Raw genomic sequence first — 19,296 nt, forward strand, 5'->3', positions numbered from 1 at the left:
ATTTAATGTAATTTTATTCCCAGTTGAATAATTCTATTATCGAATGTAGTTTGTCCATTATCCTTTTGAGTAGTGTACGGCGTTCTTTTAGTCCGATTCTTTTCTTTTTGACGGCCTCCTGAAGGATTTCGGTTTTTTCTTTCTGTAAAAAATCGTATTCATTTAGAAACTTAATGAGGGCTTCTTCATCAATTCCTTCTTCTTCTGCCAACTCTTGAATAGCTTTATAACGTTGTTGACTGACATAATTCGTCAGTCTACTTTCTAAGTCAATTGAACCATCAGATTTGGATTTGCTAAATCCATCTTTGTCATTATCCACGTTTTGACGAATAAATCCATCTATAAGTTTGGCTTTATTACGCATAACAGCATCTTTTATCATAGTATCTAAAATCTGCTGACGTCTTTCTTGATAATCATTGCTCGAAGGATCTAAGTCATTGATTAGTGTCAGGATATATGCTACATTTATCACGTCACTATGAAGGAGTTCCAGACAGAAATCAATATCGTCTAGAGTTCTTTCATCTTTGCCATAAGGAGGCACATCTGTATCTCCTGTATTTTTCTTGTCATCAGGATTGGGGTTAATTACCCCAGTGGTAATATCCAAATATTTACTTCGAAAATCCATGAACTCTTGTTCTGATAAGATGAATTCTTTGTCGTCAGGTTCGAAGTCTTCATAGATTTGCATTTCTGCCCGCTTTTTTATAATTTCACGGAAAGCTAATACAAAGTCTCTTTTTTCATATTCACTTTGTAATTTGTCAATACTTTGTACATCAGGATATTTCTCTTTAAATTTCAAAGATAACTCATTAAACTTTTCTTTTACAACAAGAAAAGGTTCACGTAGAATTGTGTCTGCAGGATTATTGTTACTAAATAATTTTATGGCAGCATCTACATTGTTTTTTAAATCACGGAAACATACAATTTTTCCGAAACGTTTCTTTTCATTTAATATACGGTTGGTTCGGCTAAAGGCTTGTAGCAATCCATGATATTCTAAGTTCTTATCAACATAAAGTGTATTTAGCTTTTTAGCGTCAAAGCCAGTAAGAAACATACCTACGACAAGAAGCAGATCTAAAGGTTCCATATCCTTCTTTTTTTTCTTCATGCGTAGATTTATGTCATCATAATAGGCACTAAAGTTATCTGTTGTGAAAGATGTACCAAATGTGTTGTTATAGTCATTCATAATGACTTGTAGCTCATCTGCCGTAACTTTATCATTAGCATAGCCTTGGTTCATTCCTGTTTGTTCGTCATCTTGGCTGCTATTTGCTGCGTATGTAAATACAGCCCCAATCTTAATTTTAGGATTTAACTCTTTAAATATTTTGTAATATTGTAATAGCATGGGGACAGATTGGATTGCGAACAGTGCATTGAATTCGCCATCAACTGTTGACTTGTTGAAATTTGTAAGAATGAATCTAGCTATCTCTTTCATGCGAGCTTCATTCATATAATCAATCCCAGATTCATCTTTACCTTTATAATATTCAACTAAGAAACCTAGCACATTTTCATCAGCAATAGCATCCTTGATAAGATAACGGTGAAGGCAGTCACTAAACACTTCTTTTGTGGTATGTTCTTGTTTGGCATTCTCTACAAATATAGGAGTACCTGTGAATCCGAAAATTTGAAGGTTACTGAAGAATTTGACAATATTTTTATGGCAATCACCAAAATGACTACGATGACATTCATCAAAAATCATCACAACTTTCTGATGGCGTACTTCTTGAAGATACTTGTTATAGTAATCTTTTGTAATAGCACAATTCAACTTTTGAATAGTAGTAATTATGATTTTAGAATTACCACTTAATCGTTTGATTAGTTCATAGGTATTATCAGTCCCATCAACAGCACCTGGTTCAAATGCTTCGTATTCTGATTGGGTCTGTGTGTCTAAATCATGACGGTCTACAACAAACATAACTTTGTCTATACCATCAAGCTCTGAAACTAACTGGGCGGCTTTGAATGATGTTAATGTCTTTCCTGCCCCAGTAGTATGCCATATATAACCGTTTTTATTGGAGTTCTGTACTCGTTCTAATATACGTTCTACTGCGTAGAATTGATAGGGACGGAGTACCATTAAGCATTTATCGCCTTCATGCAATACAATGTACTTGCTTATCATTTTTCCCAAATTACATTGGTCAAAAAAGAAATAAGCAAATTTACTTAAATCGTTAAAAGGTATATTTTCGGGGTCTGTCCAATTAAAAGTAAATTTGTAGCCTCCATTAGGGTTGTTGGCGAAATAGCGTGTGTTTACACCATTGGATATGACGAATAATTGTATATAATCAAATAATCCATGAAATGAGGTTTTATGATAGCGTTGAATTTGGTTATATGCTTCTTTTAATTCAACTCCTCGTTTCTTTAATTCTATCTGAACTAATGGTAATCCATTTATTAAAATGGTTACATCATAGCGACATTTTTTTCTCCCTTCTACTGTTATTTGATTGGATACCTGGAATTCATTTTGGCACCATTTATTTTTATTCAAGAATTCTACCCAAATACGTTTTCCATCTTCTGTTTCTAGTGGATATAGGTCACGCAACTTTTTAGCTTTCTCAAAACGTGTTCCTCCTTCTAAATAAATACAGATTTTGTCAAACTCCTTATCAGTAAAATGTTTTCTCTTGTGTAGGGAGAGTTCTCTTTTATTGTGTTTCTCAAGTTGCTTTTTAAAATTGGCGTACAGATTTTCTTCTTCCTTGATGGAAATATATTCATAGTTCGTTTCCATTAAGGTCTTTATTAATCCGTTTTCTAATACTTGTTCACTTTGAGTAACCATCTGTTGTCGTATTTTTAATCCATAATCTAATAGATTAAGGATAAGAGAGCTTAAAATTGAATCTTTTCAATGAGGAAAAAGAAAAGATGATTTTAATATCTTACTTTTCTATCAAATTATGTTGTAAAGTATTGATCTTATTGTTATCAGTTCGTGTGTTATTGTAAAACTGATATTCTATAGGTTTTTATTCTACACTTGTAGTTGATACACTGAAATTCTCTACTAATGTACTACCTTTCGTTATGTATTCTTTTTCTAAGCGGTTAACCTCTTTGTTGTCTATATAGGCAATAACAGAAATTTTTAGTTTTTTGCCTGCTTGTTCTGATGTACTTATTACTGATCCTGCACAAGTCATCATGGAACCTTCTTTACCTGTCTGGCAGCTAATCTTATTTTCTGTCACTTTATTTACCAAGTATGAGTCACCTAAATATTCGCCATTTTCATTGTATAGTTTTGCAACTCCACCGGTGTTGGCTGCTCCGAATGCGATATTCAGATCAAAATCGTCTGTATTTCCCGACTGCTCTACAACAATTTTGTGTACTCCTGTTGTGTTTTTATTATCGTCATCGTTTCCACAGCTAACTAGGATGACTCCTAAAAATAGGGCAATTACGCCTAATAATGATAATATTCGCTTCTTCATGTTTTTTTGTTTATTATTACTTAATTAGTTCTTCTTCTTGTGCTTCAAAGGACAAAGATACGTATTTATTTTTGTAAACAGAGGCTTGTAAGGATATTTTTTTATTCTGATTTTTGAATTTAAGAAATGGGGGGATTCGGTTTGTCCGGATCAGTCAGCCAAAGAACATTTTCTTCTTTGTAAGTATACGCACTGGGAACATTCCGGAATATTACCTTATAGTTGCCATTATGATTTTGGCAGCTTTCTATTTTGGGAGTCTTGATTTGACCTTTTATAATAATCAGATTTTCGGAAGTATCTATCATAGGCTTGTGTGTAAATATAATAAGTCGTGCTGCTGTTTTTATTTATTATTTTGGATATAAAAGTAAGAATATTTTCCAGAATATCAAAACCGAAGTAGAAAAAACAGTGAATGACTTTATTCAGCTTTGTATTGTTATAAATATAGAGTGAGATTTGGTTTGGGAGTATTGAACGTGATAAAAGAGATTTGTTTTGCCAATGAAATCATTATCTTTGCAAGGTATATATTAATGAACGAGGAGGATATTATGCTTGCATACACATATATTGAACACGGAAAGTTTGAATTGCAGGAGAAAGCGGTACCGGAAATAAAGGATTCACGGGATGCAATCGTACGTGTAACACTTGGTAGCATTTGCACCAGTGATCTTCATATTAAACATGGCAGTGTGCCGCGTGCTGTGCCCGGAATAACTGTCGGGCATGAAATGGTAGGTGTGGTAGAACAAGTAGGGGCTGATGTCACTTCGGTGAAGCCTGGTGACAGGGTGACTGTGAATGTCGAAACTTTCTGCGGTGAGTGTTTTTTCTGTAAGCATGGATATGTGAATAACTGTACTGATCCTAATGGCGGTTGGGCTTTAGGTTGTCGAATTGATGGCGGTCAGGCGGAATATGTCAGAGTTCCTTATGCGGATCAGGGTTTGAACCGTATTCCGGATACAGTGAGTGATGAACAAGCTTTGTTTGTCGGTGATGTGCTTGCAACAGGTTTTTGGGCAGCACGCATCTCGGAAATTACCAAGGAAGATACTGTCCTTATCATCGGTGCCGGACCTATCGGGATTTGTACTTTGTTGTGTGTGATGCTGAAGAAGCCAAAACGCATTATTATCTGTGAGAAATCTCCTGAAAGAATTCGGTTTGTTCGCGAGCATTATCCTGATGTGTTGGTGACTGAACCGGAAAACTGCAAGGAATTTGTTTTCAAGAACAGTGACCATGGTGGTGCAGATGTTGTTTTGGAAGTGGCAGGGAGTGACAATTCCTTCCATTTGGCTTGGAATTGTGCCCGTCCTAATGCTATTGTCACGATTGTAGCCCTCTATGATAAACCACAGCTTCTTCCTTTACCTGATATGTATGGCAAGAATTTGATTTTCAAAACAGGGGGAGTGGATGGCTGCGACTGTGCCGAAATCCTTACGCTGATTGAGGAAGGTAAAATTGATACTACTCCTCTTATTACACATCGGTTTCCATTGAATGAGATTGAGGAGGCTTACCGTATTTTCGAGAACAAGTTGGATGGGGTTATTAAAGTAGCTATATCAGGAAATAAATAAAAATAGAATTTGTGTATGAAGAATATATTGATAGTAAGTAATAATGATATGTGCCGCAGTCGTATGGCACAGGAAATTTTGAACTCCTTCGGTAGAGGGATGAAGATTAGTACTGCCGGTATTTTGGCTGGAAATTCTGTCCCTGACGTTGTTTGCCAAGTGATGGAACAAAATGGATATGACTTTTCGCGTAGAAAGCCCTGTGATGTTGCGACGTATGCCCAACAGACATGGGATTATGTTATTACCCTTTGTCCGGAAGCAGAGGAAGTGCAAAAGGAAATGCAGGGTGTAGTGAGAAAATACGTTTCTTTCAACTTTACAGATCCCTTTCAGGGAGGAATTCATGTAGAAGATGAGCAGGAAGAACGGGTTAGGGCACTATATGACATCATGCATAAAGAACTGTATGAGTTCTTTCGAAGTGAATTGATGGAAAAATTATTGCCTCGCTGTTCCTGTGGCGCAAATACGTATTGTAGGTGTGAGTAGGAATATAAGTAAAATCATATATGTACATCATCCGGTGATGGTGGCAGATCTGTGTCATTTTGAACGCGAAGTTGCCAGAAAGCAATAGCGGATGCGGCGGCTACATTGAGAGAATCGACACCGTTTGCCATAGGAATGCGGACTACATAGTCCGCTTCATTAATTGTTTCGTTTTGAAGACCGTCTCCCTCTGTTCCCATTACGATGGCTAACTTGGGTTCGGTTGCTAAGATAGGATTATCGATAGAGATTGATTTCTCCGTGAGTGCCATAGCGACTGTACGAAAACCCTGTTTGCGCAACTCATTGGGAGAGCCGTCCAACCAAGTCCATGGTATCAGGAAGACAGAACCCATCGAAACCCTGACTGCACGCCGGTTCAACGGATCACAAGAATTACGCGTTAATAATATAGCATCTATTCCCAAGGCGGCTGCGGAACGGAAGATGGCTCCGATATTAGTAGCGTCTACCACGCCCTCAATGACTACGATCCGCCGGGCTTTCCGGCACACCTCCTCCACACTTGGTAGTGTCCGACGACGCATGGCACAGAGGACACCGCGCGTCAGTGTATATCCGGTCAATGTGGCAAGTAACTTTCTTTCACCGGTATAGACAGGTATATCACCACAACGTTCAATGATGCCAGCGGCATCACCAGTGATATGCTTCTGTTCACACAAGAGGGCTAAAGGCTCATAACCAGCATTCAGAGCTACATGGATGACTTTGGGGCTTTCCGCAATAAGCAATCCCTTATCAGGCTCGATACGATTGCGTAATTGAGCTTCGGTGAGGGTACTGAATATTTCTACTCCGGAGTCTGTTAAGGATGATATTTCTATAATGGGCATAGTGATTTCTTTAAACGATCTATTTTATTGCAGCAATGATAGTATGCACTTCTTACTTGCCGATGCAAAAATGTTGAAAGATATTTTGAAGTACCATGTCATTCGTAACCTCACCCGCTATGTCCGAAATGAAGAAGATACACTCTCGTATGTCTTGCGAAAGAAAATCCCCAGAAATCTGCGAATCAAGTCCGTTTTGTACTCTATGAATAGCTTCCAAAGCTTTATTTAAAGCTTCGTAATGCCTTACATTTGTTACAATAATATCATTCTGTGTCACTGTAGGCAAGTGTGCTGCATCAATAAGCATTTTTTGTAACTCACTTGTATTCTCCCGTTGTTTGGCCGAGATGAAAATAGATTCCGTAGATTCTTTGGGGAAGTCTTTTAATAAAGATAATAAATCCTCTTTCTGTTTACCTTCAATCAAATCAGCCTTATTGAATACAACAATCAAATGTTTTCCTTCGCAACGTGGAATTATCTTCTCCGATAACTGTTCAATTTGAGAGGCGGCATTCACAGCATCTACCATCCAAAGAACAATCTCCGCCTGATCCAACTTCTGAAAAGTCCGTTCAATACCCAAACTTTCAATCGTGTCATTGGTTTCCCGGATTCCGGCGGTATCAATGAACCGGAAAGTGATTCCTCCGATATTGACAGTATCTTCGATTACATCACGTGTTGTCCCGTGAATATCACTTACAATGGCTTTATCCTCATTCAATAATACATTCAGTAAAGTCGATTTTCCGGCATTTGTTTCACCGATGATAGCTACGGGAACACCATTCTTAATGGCGTTGCCGACACTAAATGAATGAGCCAACCGCGAAATGACCTGTTCAATTTCATCTGCCAGCTTCCTTAATGCCGAACGATCGGCAAATTCCACATCCTCTTCGCTGAAATCCAACTCCAATTCAATCATGGAAGTGAAATTCAACAACTTGTTGCGTAGATCTGTCAGCTCTTTACTGAATCCACCCCGCATCTGGCTCATTGCCAATCGGTGAGTGGCAGCAGATGAAGAAGCAATCAAGTCCGCCACAGCTTCTGCCTGACTTAAATCCATCTTTCCATTGAGGAAAGCACGTTGCGTATATTCTCCCGGTTGGGCCATGCGGCAACCATTTTTAATAAGCAACTGCATCACCTGTTGAAGAATATAAGTGGAACCATGACACGTGATTTCCGTACTGTCTTCTCCCGTATACGAATGAGGAGTACGGAAAAGGCTGACGAGCACTTCATCAATCATCTCATCTCCGTCATAAATACGTCCGAATGTCAAAGTATATGGTTTTTGTTCGCTTAATAATTTGCCAGCTTTGGCTGGCTTGAAGATGCTGCCGGTAATGGAAATAGCTTCCGGACCGGAAACGCGGATGTTTCCGATAGCACCGCCTTGAGCGGTAGCGATGGCGCAGATAGTATCTTGAATCATTGTTTTTTCTTTTTGGATGAGCAAAGATAATTGTTTCTAAGTAAAAAACAGAAAATTGAGCACAACTTGTGCTTTATTTGTTTATATTTGCTGCCGTGCAGTGGTACACCAAACAAAATAAAACAATAATGCTTATGGAACCAGCGATTAATTTATATTCTTCCAATGAAAAGAGTGAACTCATACGGGAGAACTCACAAGAAATACTTTCTGTCCTTGCAGCTCATCAAATAGCTTTGTGGGAATATGATATCATTACGGGCGAATGCTCTTTTTCTGACGACTATTTCTCTACACTTGGCTTGAAGAATGCCGGAGTCCTTTTTGAAGATATTGATAGTTTCTATCGGTTTGTTCATCCGGACGATACCGAAGCTTATAAGCAGGCTTTTGCAGAGATGCTTTCATCAGACTCTAAGACTTCACAAATCAGAGTTCGTTGTATTGGTGAACAGGGGAAAGTGGTTTGGCTGGAAGATCATTTCTTGTCTTACAAAGAGAGTTGTAAAAGCCATCCGGGTAAAGTGCTGGCCTACACGGTGAATGTCACTTCACAGTGCGAAAAGGAGCAACATATCAAATATCTGGAAGAATATAACCGTAAAATTATTGAAGCACTGCCGGAATTCATTTTTATTTTTGATGATAATTTCTTTATTACCGATGTCCTGATGGCACCGGGAACGATATTGCTTCACCCTGTGGAAGTGCTACGCGGGGCAGATGGACGATCTATTTATTCACCGGAGGTTAGCGACTTGTTCATTTGTAACATTCGCGAGTGCCTGCAGGACGGACAGTTGAAAGAAATAGAATATCCGGTTGAAGTGGATGGGGGAGTACATTATTTTCAGGCACGTATCGCCCCTTTTGAAGGGAACAGAGTGTTGGCATTGATACATGATATTGGAGATCGCATTCAGCGTTCGCAGGAATTGATTGAAGCAAAACGTCGTGCGGAGGATGCTGATAAGATGAAGTCGGTTTTTCTAGCGAATATGAGCCATGAGATTCGTACCCCGTTGAATGCTATTGTTGGCTTTTCGGAGATTATTGCGGTGACGGAGGGTGAAGAAGAGAAAAGGGAGTATCTGGAGATTATCCAGAGAAATAGTAACCTGTTACTGCAGTTGATTAATGATATTTTAGACCTTTCCCGTATTGAATCCGGCAAATCGGAAATGCATTTCCAGCAGGTTGAGATTGCAGGACTAGTGGAAGAAGTGGAAAAAGTGCACCAGCTGAAGATGAAGTCGAATGTAGAATTGAAAGTGATTCGTCCCGAAGGAGAATACTGGACTTCTACCGATCGTAACCGTGTGATGCAAGTATTGTTCAACTTTTTGTCGAACGCGATTAAAAATACGGAAAAGGGAAGCATTACTTTAGGCTTGAAACATGAAGGACCCTGGCTGAAACTGTATGTCAGCGATACGGGTTGCGGTATATCCAAAGAGAAACTCCCTCAAATTTTTACCCGTTTTGAGAAACTGAATGATTTTGTGCAAGGCACCGGATTAGGGCTTTCAATTTGTAAAAGTATTGTAGAACGACTGGGCGGCCGTATCGAAGTAACTTCAGAATTAGGGCAGGGGAGTGTGTTTGCACTCTATTTACCCTATCAGGAAATACCGAAGGAGGTTGTCGAAAGAAGACTTCCGCATAAGAAGAATGTCGATGAGGATAAACGTAAAAAGATATTGGTGGTAGAAGACATTGAGTCGAACTTTGCCCAACTTAATATTCTTCTGAATAAGGAATATATTATTTCATGGGTACGCAACGGACAGGAAGCCATCAATAGTTTCATCCGCGAAAAGCCGGATTTGATTCTGATGGATATCCGTATGCCGATCATGGACGGTATTCAAGCCACTGAAAAGATCCGTACAATTTCTTTGACTGTACCTATTATCGCAGTGACCGCGTATGCTTTCTATACAGAACAGCAACAGGCTATTCAAGCAGGATGCAACGCTGTTATCTCAAAACCCTATTCTTTGGAAAGGTTGAAAGAGACAATAGAATCTTATATCGGATAATTAATTTTCTAAAAGAGAGCTAACATTCTGAATGTTGTAGTGTTATTTATTATATAGTAGTAACATTATAATATATTAGAATATGGAGAAAGTGAAAAAGATAGTCCTTATCGGGGCAAGCGGCTTTGTGGGCTCTGCCCTTCTGAATGAAGCATTGAATCGTGGTTTCGAAGTTACGGCAGTGGTTCGTCATCCGGAAAAGATAAAGATAGAGAATGAAAATCTGAAAGTGGTGAAAGCCGATGTCTCCGCGCTTGATGAAGTGGCTGCCGTTTGTAAAGGTGCAGATGCGGTTATTAGTGCATTCAATCCGGGATGGAATAATCCTGATATATACGATGAAACAATCAAAGTTTATCTGACCATTATTGATGGAGTGAAGAAAGCGGGTGTTAATCGCTTTTTGATGGTGGGCGGTGCCGGTTCTTTGTTTATCGCTCCGGGCTTGCGTCTGATGGATTCCGGTGAAGTACCCGAAAATATATTGCCGGGGGTGAAAGCTCTAGGAGAGTTTTATCTGAACTTTTTAAAGAAAGAAAAAGAAATAGACTGGGTATTTTTCTCTCCGGCAGCGGATATGCGTCCGGGAGTACGTACAGGACGTTATCGGTTGGGAAAAGATGATATGATTGTAGATATTGTAGGAAACAGCCATATCTCTGTTGAAGATTATGCCGCCGCCATGATTGATGAGCTGGAATATCCGAAACATCATCAGGAGAGATTTACGATTGGTTATTAATAAAAAACAATGGCTTGAATCCACACATATTATCAGTGAAAGATTCAAGCCATTACACATTCTTTTAATTGCAATTTTATTCTTTCGATTACAATTTAATCCTTTTGAATATAGATTTATATTCTGTCAAGTACTGTCTTAATCAGCGTATCGATTGTATTTTTATATCCGGTGTTGGCCTCTTTGATAAGTCGGTTGGCTATCACCATGCAGACGGTCATTGCCTTGTGTCCCATCAACCGGCTAAGTCCTGCCAAAGCCGAACTTTCCATTTCGAAGTTGGTAATTTTGTAACCTTTATATTCGAACGCTTCAATCTTATCATTCTGTTTCGGGTCTGCTAACGGGATACGCAGTTCACGTCCTTGGGGACCGAAGAAACCTCCGGCAGCGATTGTCACTCCACGTACCATGTCATCTTTGGCGATCCGGTCGATCAATTCTTCACTGGCATCAATGACGTAAGGAGCAGGAGCGCACATATTTCCCGACCAACCCATGTGATTGAGGAAAGCACGTTCGAAAGGCAAATCGCATACGGCATTACGTCCGGCATAGAAATTCAGTAACCCATCGAAACCGATGGACTTTTGTGAACAGACAAAAGTTCCGACAGGCGTATTGGGTTGCAGACCGCCACATGTGCCGATACGCACTAATTCCAGTTGGCGGAACTGATCCTTTTCTTCGCGGGTGACAAAGTCGATATTGGCGAGTGCATCCAATTCATTCATTACGATGTCGATGTTATCGCAACCGATTCCTGTAGAGACTACCGTAATTCGTTTACCTTTGTAAGTACCCGTGATAGTTTTGAATTCGCGGCTTTCCACTTCACATTCTTTGTTTTCGAAATGAGAAGCTACGAGTGCTACACGTCCGGGGTCACCTACCAGGATTACTTTATCTGCCAACCATTCGGGTTTTACGTGAAGATGGAATACTGAACCGTCTTCATTGATTATCAATTCAGAGGATGGAAAGTACTTTTTCATGTCATTGAAAGGTTTTAGTTTTATAATAGGATTGTATCTATAAATAGAAACGCCGGAACCGGATTTAAGTTCAGAAGAAGTCTCTTTCTTTTTCCATAGAAAAGGAGAGAACGTCTTGCGACTGAAATGAAATCGGATTCCGGCGTTTGTGATAGATTATTTGCTCAATGGCTGATTGCCAGCATTGCCTGTTGTAGGCTTGGCGATATTCTCACGCATGGAAGTATCAGCTTCGATATTCTTCATACGGTAATAATCCATGATGCCTAAGTTTCCACTGCGGAAAGCTTCAGCCATTGCTTTAGGAACTTCAGCTTCTGCCTCAATCACTTTTGCACGAGCTTCCTGTGCTTTTGCTTTCATTTCCTGTTCGGAAGCTACTGCCATAGCACGGCGCTCTTCAGCTTTTGCCTGTGCAATATTCTTATCTGCATTAGCCTGATCGATTTGCAGAGCCGCACCGATGTTCTTACCTATGTCGATGTCCGCAATATCAATAGACAGGATCTCGAAAGCAGTTCCTGCGTCCAGACCTTTACGAAGTACAAGTTTAGAGATAGAATCCGGATTCTCCAATACCGATTTATGGTTTTCAGAAGAACCGATAGACGAAACGATACCTTCGCCTACACGGGCAAGGATCGTATCTTCACCTGCACCACCGACCAATTGTTTGATACTGGCACGTACTGTTACTCTGGCTTTAGCTATCAGCTGAATACCATCTTTGGCAACGGCTGTAACAGGAGGGGTGTCAATAACTTTAGGATTTACAGACATTTGCACTGCTTCGAATACATCACGTCCTGCAAGGTCGATAGCAGTTGCCATTTGAAATGACAATTCGATATTCGCCTTCGATGCAGATACTAAGGCATGGACTACTTTTTCCACATGTCCTCCCGCCAGATAATGGGCCTCCAGTTCATCACGGGTTATGTTTTTTAATCCAGCTTTGTGGGCCTCGATCATTCCCGGCACAATGATATATGGCGGAACATTACGTATACGCATCAGAAATAGTTGTATCAACGAGATGTTGACACCTGATACTTTGGCCGACAACCATAAAAAGAACGGCACATAATGGAAAAATAGTATTAGGAAAATAATACCTCCAACAATCAGAAGTATAGGTAAGTACAAGGATGTTTCCATTGATAATTTGTATTAAGTGAATATTATTCTTTGTGTTTCTCAACCATGATTGTACCGTCGGTGATGCGGCTTACGATTATCGAAGTCTTCTCATTGAGGAATCCGTCTATTGACTTTACCTCTACAATTTTTCCGTTAATCTCGGCATAACCGATTTGTGCCAGGCGGGTAGTACTGATTCCTGTATCACCCACTTTGACGCTATCTTCTGCGCTACGGTCTACTTTTGAATCGATATCTTTTTTCAACGCCAGTTTGTCCAGCATCTTCGATCGCATAAACCAAATCAGTGATCCGATGCAGGCAACCGCTGATATGCCAAGAGTGACAAATCCTCCTGCCATACCTAAATTGTCGAACGCATAGTAGTTGGCATACAGGATGCAAACCAATGCAGAAATTCCGGCCAGGCTAATGCCCGGGATGACGAACAGTTCTACCAGAAACAGTATGACTGCGGCAATAATGAGAACGGCGATAATGAGTATATCCATAGTTCAGAGTTATTATTTATTTTGTTTTTTCTGCATTACGTACATTCACTTCGAGAGCATCCAGTTCTTCGGACATTTGCAGTATCCGCTTTTCAAGGTCGAGAATGGCAGGAGCCATTTTTGCTTTTCCCTGTTGGTTGGCACCGGCATATTGTTGACGAAGGCTGTTCAGCTTTTCTTCTTGTTGATAATAGTCTTTTTCCATCTGCTGATAGCGTTGGAAAAGTGTCTTGGCTTTTGCGGATTTAAAGTCGCTCATCAGATAGTAAGTCGTATGGTCGTCAATGACAAACTCAAAATCCATGGCACGGCGTTCTTTGGGTTTATGACTGATAGCAGCTTCCAATCGTTGCAGTGCTTCGGTAACCGCTTGTTTATCCTTCCAGGTTTCTTTTAGCGAATGAATCTGCGCCAGACGAATGATCTGTTGCTGCTCCATTGCTTCATAATTATAAGTCTGTTTGGAAGTGTTAGGAATGAATACATAAATGCATACCTTTCCTTCCGGTTGGAAACGGTCGGAAGCAAACCATCCGAGGTTGTTGTATTCATCAATGACGTACATATAATCGTTGTACGGCGAGTTGAACGGCATACCCACATTCTCCGGAACAAGATAAGTGTCGGTATTCGTGTTGTAGCGAGTGACAAAAATATCATAGCCACCCAGTCCCTCGCCATCGCTGGCGTAATAAACGGTGACTCCATCCGATAGAACAAACGGATAATTCGCATTCCCGGAAGCATTGATACTACCCGGTAACGGACGTCCGTCACTCCATTCATTCAACAACTTGTTCTTTGAAAAGATATCAAGATTACCTTTCTCGCCCTTTTCGCTATAATAAATTTTATTTCCGATTTCTGTTTCATAAACAGTTCCCGGATGATCTCCTTCTGTCTTGAAGAATTCATTGAAAGTAAACAGTTTGCCCGATTCTTCGCTGATCTTGTAAGCGTTCAGGAAAGTTGCTTTGTCCACAACGAAACTGTCGATGATACATACTTCCTCAACCCCCTTCAACATACGAAGGTCAGATTTGCTTTTCTCCAGAAGTTTCTCCGCTTCTTCCGTCGGTTTCTTGCGTTTACTTAAGTCTGCGATGTATTCTTCAAAGCAGTTCACGGCATCTTCGAAGCGGTACGTCTCATTATATGCTTGTCCCAAATAGAGTTGTCCACCGGTGATACGTTTCTTTACCGCTATTTCAAGAGGTTTCACCGCCTCTTCTGCCTCTCCGGTTTTCAGGCAACATACGCCATACCAATAATTATAATTCCCGTTCGACGGTTGTGATTTAGTATACTTCTTAAAAACTGGTTTGGCTTGTTCGTACTCACCTTTGGTAAATAAGGTGCGTGCCTGTTCCAACGTTTGTGCAGAGACTTCGCAAAGGAAGAGGCTGCAAATTAAAAATAGAATATATTTTCCTTTCATCGTTTTGAGCGTTTATGAGTGACGGGTAGATTGAAAACATTGCTGCTTTCGGGCACCGGTCCATTTATCAATTGTTCAAAAGTACAAATTTATTAGAAATAAACCCTTTTTCAGTGATTCTATTATGTTAATTCTTCTTTAAATCATTCTTTTCGCTTACTTTTGCAGCCGATTTTTAAAGATATGACACAATTTACGGAAGAAGAGAAAACCATTCGCCGCATTGAACGGCGGTTTAATAAAGGAGTGGTGCAATATGGATTGATAGAAGAAGGAGACAAAATCCTTATCGGACTATCGGGAGGAAAAGATTCGTTGGCGCTTGTGGAACTGTTGGGGAGACGCGCACGTATCTATAAACCTCGCTTTTCTGTCGTTGCCGTCCATGTAGTGATGAAGAATATTCCTTATCAGAGTGATACGGAATATTTGAAAGCGCACTGTGAGACGTATGGAGTTCTCTTTGTGCAGTATGAGACAGCTTTTGATCCTGCTACCGACACACGTAAATCTCCCTGCTTCCTCTGTTCATGGAACCGTCGGAAAGCCCTGTTCACAGTTGCTAAGGAACACGGATGCAATAAAATCGCTCTCGGTCACCATATGGATGATATTTTGGAAACTTTATTGATGAATATCACTTATCAGGGAGCTTTCAGTACAATGCCGCCCCGGTTGGTGATGAAGAAGTTTGATATGACAATTATTCGTCCGATGTGTCTGGTTCATGAAGCCGATTTGGTAGAATTGGCAGCTTTGCGTCATTATCAGAAGCAAGTGAAGAATTGTCCTTATGAATCGCAGTCCAGCCGGAGTGATATGAAAGGTATTTTGAGGCAACTGGAAGCGATGAACCCGGAGGCGCGTTACAGTCTTTGGGGAAGTATGACCAATGTACAGGAAGATTTATTACCGGATAAAATAGATTAATTTGAATAGATTGTTATGAAAGGATTCTATACCATTTTGTTGCTGATCGTATCTAATGTCTTTATGACATTTGCTTGGTACGGACATTTAAAGATGAAACAGGAGTACAGTTGGTTCGCAGCTCTTCCGCTGATTGGTGTGATTGCGTTCAGCTGGGCGATCGCCTTTTTTGAATATTCCTGTCAGATACCGGCCAATCGTATTGGCTTTATAGGCAATGGAGGCCCGTTTTCATTGATGCAACTAAAAGTCATTCAAGAGGTAATAACACTTGTTATTTTTACAGTGTTCACTACCATCTTCTTTAAAGGTGAGGCTTTACATTGGAATCATCTGGCTGCATTTATTTGTCTGATTGCAGCAGTGTATTTCGTGTTTATGAAATAACGGCATCAATATTGGCATAAAGAACACCAATGCGATCATTGAAAACAGTAGGCCTCCCATAGTGCCGATTGCAAAGGAGAACCAAAATGCTTCTGCCTGTGGACCATCAATCAAGAACGGAACTAATCCCAGTACAGTAGATAATACTGTCAGTAAGACCGCGATAATCTTATGGTTATAAGCCTTTACATAGAGTCTTACGGGAGAAATTCGTTTAGCTCGGTCGGGATGATTATTACGAATGGCGTTGTACTCGTTTATGACATAAATCGCGGCATTAACCACCAATCCACTCAATAAAACCAATGATGCAAAACCTCCTGTTCCAAAATTAATCCGGGAAAAATAGAATGTCAAAAAAGTCCCAATAAATGATATAGGAATCAGCGATATAATCACAAGTGGTTGGCGTAGCGACTCAAACAAGATCGAACAAGTGAAGAAGATAATGACAACAATTAGCAGAATCAGCCAATATTGCGTTCCCCTGTCATTATACCATCCGTAACTTGTATTGGTTGTGCGAAAACCTACCGGCAGAGTAGCATTCACTTCTTCGGTCGTTTTCTTGATGAATGAATCGGACAGTTCAGTCGGTCCCATATAATCAAATGACACATCAAGCGAGTACACTTGATTGTTTTTGGTAATTTGAATGCTGGTAGAACGCCGGCCGATCTCTCCGATATGAGAGTAGCGGATCGGGTTGTCTCCTACATTTATATAGCTGTTCATCAAATGCCATACATCAAATTTATCACGTTGTGTAGAGTGGTAATCAATGGCTATGTACTGGTCTTTATTGCGATAAGTGCCTATTGCCCCTTCGTTGAGCAGTGCAGACAGTGCAGAGTACCCTTGGTTGAGATTCAGATCATAGAGTGTGATTTTTTTCATATCATATTTGATATACATCTCATCAGCCATATTGTCCTGACTGGCCCAATCGCCGGAACCTCCTAACTCGATACCGATATTAGTAACCCTTTTATTCTTTTTGATCTTTTCGACTATCGTTTCAGCATGTTTGTAAAGTTGGTCATAGTTATAACCGCTTAGTCCGATGCGGTGTGATCCTTGTCTCTGTGTGAGTGAGTTAGAGAATCTTTTCTCACTTACCCCTGTTGTGCTCCAGTCTACACCACCTATTGATAGCGCTTTTTTTATCACTTGCGACTCCAAGTGTCGTGGGAATGCCCCATACTTGTACTCATCGGTGAACTCTACTTCAATAGTACCACTTTCTCCTTTCACTTGGGTCACAAATCGTTCGATCTCTTTATATTCTGCCAGAAAGTGATCCATTTGCCACATCTTTTGATTCAATTCTTCCGCATCGCCTTTTTCGGTCAGTTTGGCCGATATATAAAGTTTTACACCAGGGTCACTCTGCGTAAATGTGCGGGAGGATTGAGTGGATGAGAATAGATGTAGGGTTCCACCTGTTATCTTCTCAAGCGGCTGGCGCAATTTGTTTTGATAAAATTCGCTGCCGATTGTCTTATTGTATAGCACTTCGTACCATTTGAGCTCTGGCTTTCCTTTATTGCCATATAAATAATAAGGCTGATCCAATTTTTGTGGCAACAGGTTCAATGGAATGTCAAATGCCAACACCAGAATTGTGATGTAGATCCATTTCCGTTTTTGAGTAAAGGTAATATAGCCATTGTAGAATTTATTCCATTTTATGATTCTACGACAGCGACGATAGTGCTTTTTCTCTTGGCGGCGGTTCAGACCGTTGCGATCAATTATTGCCGGTACAAAAAACAAGGCTACAAACAGGGCAACACAGAGATTGATAATAATAATGGTTGCAAAATCATTCAGCGTTTCCTTTACATAGTCGGGCATAAAAAAGATAACCACTAATGATCCGATTGTGGTGAGCAGTGCCGCCAAGATAGCAATAAAGACACTTCTATTGCGGTAATAACTGTAGTGATCCACCATCACAATGGTGGTATCAATCATTATTCCGAATGATACGGCAACACCGGCTAACGAGATTAAATTCAACTCTATGTCAAACAGATAGAAGAAGATAACTGCTATCAGCACATTGGCAAAGAGTGACACAGCGATAATGGATAGATAACGACCGCTTCGGCTTGATATCCAGATGAATAGAAAAAGAAATAGTAGCGATAGGAATGTTCGCTTTATCAGTTTGTTGACCTCTTCACGCACCTCTTTAGCCTCATCATTAGTCAGAGAGACATAGAATCCATCTGAAAGATTGGCTTGTACCTCTTCCATCCGCTTACGCAGTTCGGCGGAAGCTGTGATGATATTCACATCAGCATCGGCTGATATACTTAGATTGATTGTATTCAGACCGTTGATGCGGTAAAAATTGTCTTCCCGCCGTTTCTTATAATCTAATTTAGCAATATTATCCAAATAGATGATTTTGCCATTGATGGTGGTTAGTGGCGTTTTTCCAATATCAGATCCGAGTGCTTCAGTCTCCAGAAGTAGTGTGATACGTTCTTTATTACCGTTGCGGTCGATCCGGTCAATATCTCCTACAATAGATTGTTGCCCTAAAAAGTTTTGAAGTCCTGATGTGATTATACTGGATTCTAAACCGTAATTATGTAACTCTATCGGGTCATACTCAATATCCAGATAAGTTTGAGGTGCTCCCGAAACAGTGATCTCGCGCACATAATCAATCTGTGTCAGGTAGGGCTTGATATTTCTCTCCACATAATTCTGAATATAAGCCGGATCCATATCCGCATTGATGATATAAGACAAAACTTGTCTGGAGCTCTGTTTCATGCCGCTTCCGACATCTCCTCCCGACAAAGAGGGATAGCCGGCTCCCTCAGGTAACTTTCCGGCTACTTGTTTCAACAGGGAAGATATTTCAAAACGGACGGCAGATATGTTGGCATTCTCTTTCAGTTTGATTACCACATTTCCACTTCCGTAGGAGGAGGTAGAGGACGTTTTCTCGACACCGACCACTGACGAGACCATTCCTTCTATTTTAGAGGTGATCTCCTGTTCAATCACACGAGGTGACGCCCCTGGCCAATTGAACGAGACGTTTAATTCATCCCCCTGTTTGGGAGTGGGTTTATAAGCGATCCTCAGCATCGGTATCAGGGCTGCCCCAATCACCATCAATACTGTCATAATTAGGATGAGGGAAAAGCTGGGGATTCGCTCTAAAAAACCTTTCTTTATCATATCTTTACT

General features: G+C 40.3%; 16 protein-coding genes. 6 read left to right on the plus strand and 10 right to left on the minus strand.

The features are described 5' to 3' along the window. Nucleotides 1-13: 13 nt before the first annotated feature. From Bovatus_RS23195 to Bovatus_RS23205, 3 genes are all read right to left on the minus strand, one after another. The gene (locus tag Bovatus_RS23195) at nt 14-2,845 is read right to left on the minus strand and encodes a type I restriction endonuclease subunit R (RefSeq protein ID WP_004302008.1); all 2,832 of its coding nucleotides are present in this window, start codon (nt 2,843-2,845) and stop codon (nt 14-16) included. A 187-nt stretch (nt 2,846-3,032) separates the two neighbouring features. Next, nucleotides 3,033-3,500 carry a DUF4425 family protein gene (locus Bovatus_RS23200; protein WP_004302010.1) on the minus strand — a complete coding sequence of 156 codons (468 nt, stop codon included), beginning with the start codon at nt 3,498-3,500 and terminating at the stop codon, nt 3,033-3,035. 119 nt (nt 3,501-3,619) lie between these two features. Further along, on the minus strand, nt 3,620-3,808 hold the full coding sequence (locus Bovatus_RS23205) for a hypothetical protein (RefSeq protein ID WP_004302011.1): 189 nt from the start codon (nt 3,806-3,808) through the stop codon (nt 3,620-3,622). Nucleotides 3,809-4,057: 249 nt separating this feature from the next. On the opposite strand from Bovatus_RS23205, the gene Bovatus_RS23210 reads away from it, so the two are divergent. After that, a complete protein-coding gene (locus Bovatus_RS23210) occupies nt 4,058-5,098 on the plus strand; it encodes an alcohol dehydrogenase (RefSeq protein ID WP_370445300.1) in 1,041 nt (346 codons plus the stop codon). Nucleotides 5,099-5,113: 15 nt separating this feature from the next. After that, nucleotides 5,114-5,590, plus strand: a complete 477-nt coding sequence (locus Bovatus_RS23215; RefSeq protein WP_004302014.1) for an arsenate-mycothiol transferase ArsC — start codon at nt 5,114-5,116, stop codon at nt 5,588-5,590. Between the two features lie 14 nt (nt 5,591-5,604). Here the strand turns inward: Bovatus_RS23215 and Bovatus_RS23220 are convergent, their stop codons facing one another. Continuing rightward, nucleotides 5,605-6,447 (minus strand): TrmH family RNA methyltransferase, encoded by an 843-nt coding sequence (locus tag Bovatus_RS23220; protein ID WP_004302015.1) that lies wholly within the window; start codon nt 6,445-6,447, stop codon nt 5,605-5,607. A gap of 52 nt (nt 6,448-6,499) precedes the next feature. Next, nucleotides 6,500-7,897 carry a tRNA uridine-5-carboxymethylaminomethyl(34) synthesis GTPase MnmE gene (gene mnmE, locus Bovatus_RS23225; RefSeq protein WP_004302016.1) on the minus strand — a complete coding sequence of 466 codons (1,398 nt, stop codon included), beginning with the start codon at nt 7,895-7,897 and terminating at the stop codon, nt 6,500-6,502. A gap of 134 nt (nt 7,898-8,031) precedes the next feature. On the opposite strand from mnmE, the gene Bovatus_RS23230 reads away from it, so the two are divergent. Next, a complete protein-coding gene (locus Bovatus_RS23230; RefSeq protein ID WP_081015859.1) occupies nt 8,032-9,939 on the plus strand; it encodes a PAS domain-containing hybrid sensor histidine kinase/response regulator in 1,908 nt (635 codons plus the stop codon). 82 nt (nt 9,940-10,021) lie between these two features. Continuing rightward, nucleotides 10,022-10,681: an NAD(P)-dependent oxidoreductase gene (locus tag Bovatus_RS23235; protein WP_004302018.1), complete on the plus strand. Its 660-nt coding sequence runs from the start codon at nt 10,022-10,024 to the stop codon at nt 10,679-10,681. 116 nt (nt 10,682-10,797) lie between these two features. Here Bovatus_RS23235 and Bovatus_RS23240 read toward each other — a convergent pair whose 3' ends face one another. From Bovatus_RS23240 to Bovatus_RS23255, 4 genes are all read right to left on the minus strand, one after another. Then, nucleotides 10,798-11,676, minus strand: a complete 879-nt coding sequence (locus Bovatus_RS23240) for a nucleoside phosphorylase (RefSeq protein ID WP_004302019.1) — start codon at nt 11,674-11,676, stop codon at nt 10,798-10,800. A 156-nt stretch (nt 11,677-11,832) separates the two neighbouring features. Next, entirely contained in the window at nt 11,833-12,834 is a 1,002-nt protein-coding gene (gene floA, locus Bovatus_RS23245; RefSeq protein ID WP_004302020.1) for a flotillin-like protein FloA, read from the minus strand. A 23-nt stretch (nt 12,835-12,857) separates the two neighbouring features. Beyond that, entirely contained in the window at nt 12,858-13,328 is a 471-nt protein-coding gene (locus tag Bovatus_RS23250) for an NfeD family protein (RefSeq protein ID WP_004302021.1), read from the minus strand. Nucleotides 13,329-13,344: 16 nt separating this feature from the next. Next, complete coding sequence (locus Bovatus_RS23255) at nt 13,345-14,766, minus strand: tetratricopeptide repeat protein (RefSeq protein ID WP_004302022.1); 1,422 nt, start codon at nt 14,764-14,766, stop codon at nt 13,345-13,347. A 183-nt stretch (nt 14,767-14,949) separates the two neighbouring features. Here Bovatus_RS23255 and Bovatus_RS23260 point away from each other — a divergent pair, with 183 nt between their 5' ends. Next, nucleotides 14,950-15,696 (plus strand): ATP-binding protein, encoded by a 747-nt coding sequence (locus Bovatus_RS23260; RefSeq protein ID WP_004302023.1) that lies wholly within the window; start codon nt 14,950-14,952, stop codon nt 15,694-15,696. Nucleotides 15,697-15,711: 15 nt separating this feature from the next. After that, nucleotides 15,712-16,083 carry a DMT family protein gene (locus Bovatus_RS23265; protein WP_004302024.1) on the plus strand — a complete coding sequence of 124 codons (372 nt, stop codon included), beginning with the start codon at nt 15,712-15,714 and terminating at the stop codon, nt 16,081-16,083. Here the strand turns inward: Bovatus_RS23265 and Bovatus_RS23270 are convergent. Next, nucleotides 16,015-19,287, minus strand: coding sequence for an efflux RND transporter permease subunit (locus Bovatus_RS23270; protein ID WP_224440809.1), 3,273 nt, complete (start codon nt 19,285-19,287; stop codon nt 16,015-16,017). The genes Bovatus_RS23265 and Bovatus_RS23270 overlap by 69 nt on opposite strands. Nucleotides 19,288-19,296: the final 9 nt, after the last annotated feature.

Source organism: Bacteroides ovatus (genome assembly GCF_001314995.1).
GTDB lineage: Bacteria > Bacteroidota > Bacteroidia > Bacteroidales > Bacteroidaceae > Bacteroides > Bacteroides ovatus.

Bases quoted from the DNA above. Each gene is read 5' to 3' on its own strand.
- Bovatus_RS23195 (WP_004302008.1), bottom strand. From the start codon at position 2,845: ATGGTTACTCAAAGTGAACAAGTATTAGAAAACGGATTAATAAAGACC.
- Bovatus_RS23200 (WP_004302010.1), bottom strand. From the start codon at position 3,500: ATGAAGAAGCGAATATTATCATTATTAGGCGTAATTGCCCTATTTTTA.
- Bovatus_RS23205 (WP_004302011.1), bottom strand. From the start codon at position 3,808: ATGATAGATACTTCCGAAAATCTGATTATTATAAAAGGTCAAATCAAG.
- Bovatus_RS23210 (WP_370445300.1), top strand. From the start codon at position 4,058: ATGCTTGCATACACATATATTGAACACGGAAAGTTTGAATTGCAGGAG.
- Bovatus_RS23215 (WP_004302014.1), top strand. From the start codon at position 5,114: ATGAAGAATATATTGATAGTAAGTAATAATGATATGTGCCGCAGTCGT.
- Bovatus_RS23220 (WP_004302015.1), bottom strand. From the start codon at position 6,447: ATGCCCATTATAGAAATATCATCCTTAACAGACTCCGGAGTAGAAATA.
- mnmE (WP_004302016.1), bottom strand. From the start codon at position 7,897: ATGATTCAAGATACTATCTGCGCCATCGCTACCGCTCAAGGCGGTGCT.
- Bovatus_RS23230 (WP_081015859.1), top strand. From the start codon at position 8,032: ATGGAACCAGCGATTAATTTATATTCTTCCAATGAAAAGAGTGAACTC.
- Bovatus_RS23235 (WP_004302018.1), top strand. From the start codon at position 10,022: ATGGAGAAAGTGAAAAAGATAGTCCTTATCGGGGCAAGCGGCTTTGTG.
- Bovatus_RS23240 (WP_004302019.1), bottom strand. From the start codon at position 11,676: ATGAAAAAGTACTTTCCATCCTCTGAATTGATAATCAATGAAGACGGT.
- floA (WP_004302020.1), bottom strand. From the start codon at position 12,834: ATGGAAACATCCTTGTACTTACCTATACTTCTGATTGTTGGAGGTATT.
- Bovatus_RS23250 (WP_004302021.1), bottom strand. From the start codon at position 13,328: ATGGATATACTCATTATCGCCGTTCTCATTATTGCCGCAGTCATACTG.
- Bovatus_RS23255 (WP_004302022.1), bottom strand. From the start codon at position 14,766: ATGAAAGGAAAATATATTCTATTTTTAATTTGCAGCCTCTTCCTTTGC.
- Bovatus_RS23260 (WP_004302023.1), top strand. From the start codon at position 14,950: ATGACACAATTTACGGAAGAAGAGAAAACCATTCGCCGCATTGAACGG.
- Bovatus_RS23265 (WP_004302024.1), top strand. From the start codon at position 15,712: ATGAAAGGATTCTATACCATTTTGTTGCTGATCGTATCTAATGTCTTT.
- Bovatus_RS23270 (WP_224440809.1), bottom strand. From the start codon at position 19,287: ATGATAAAGAAAGGTTTTTTAGAGCGAATCCCCAGCTTTTCCCTCATC.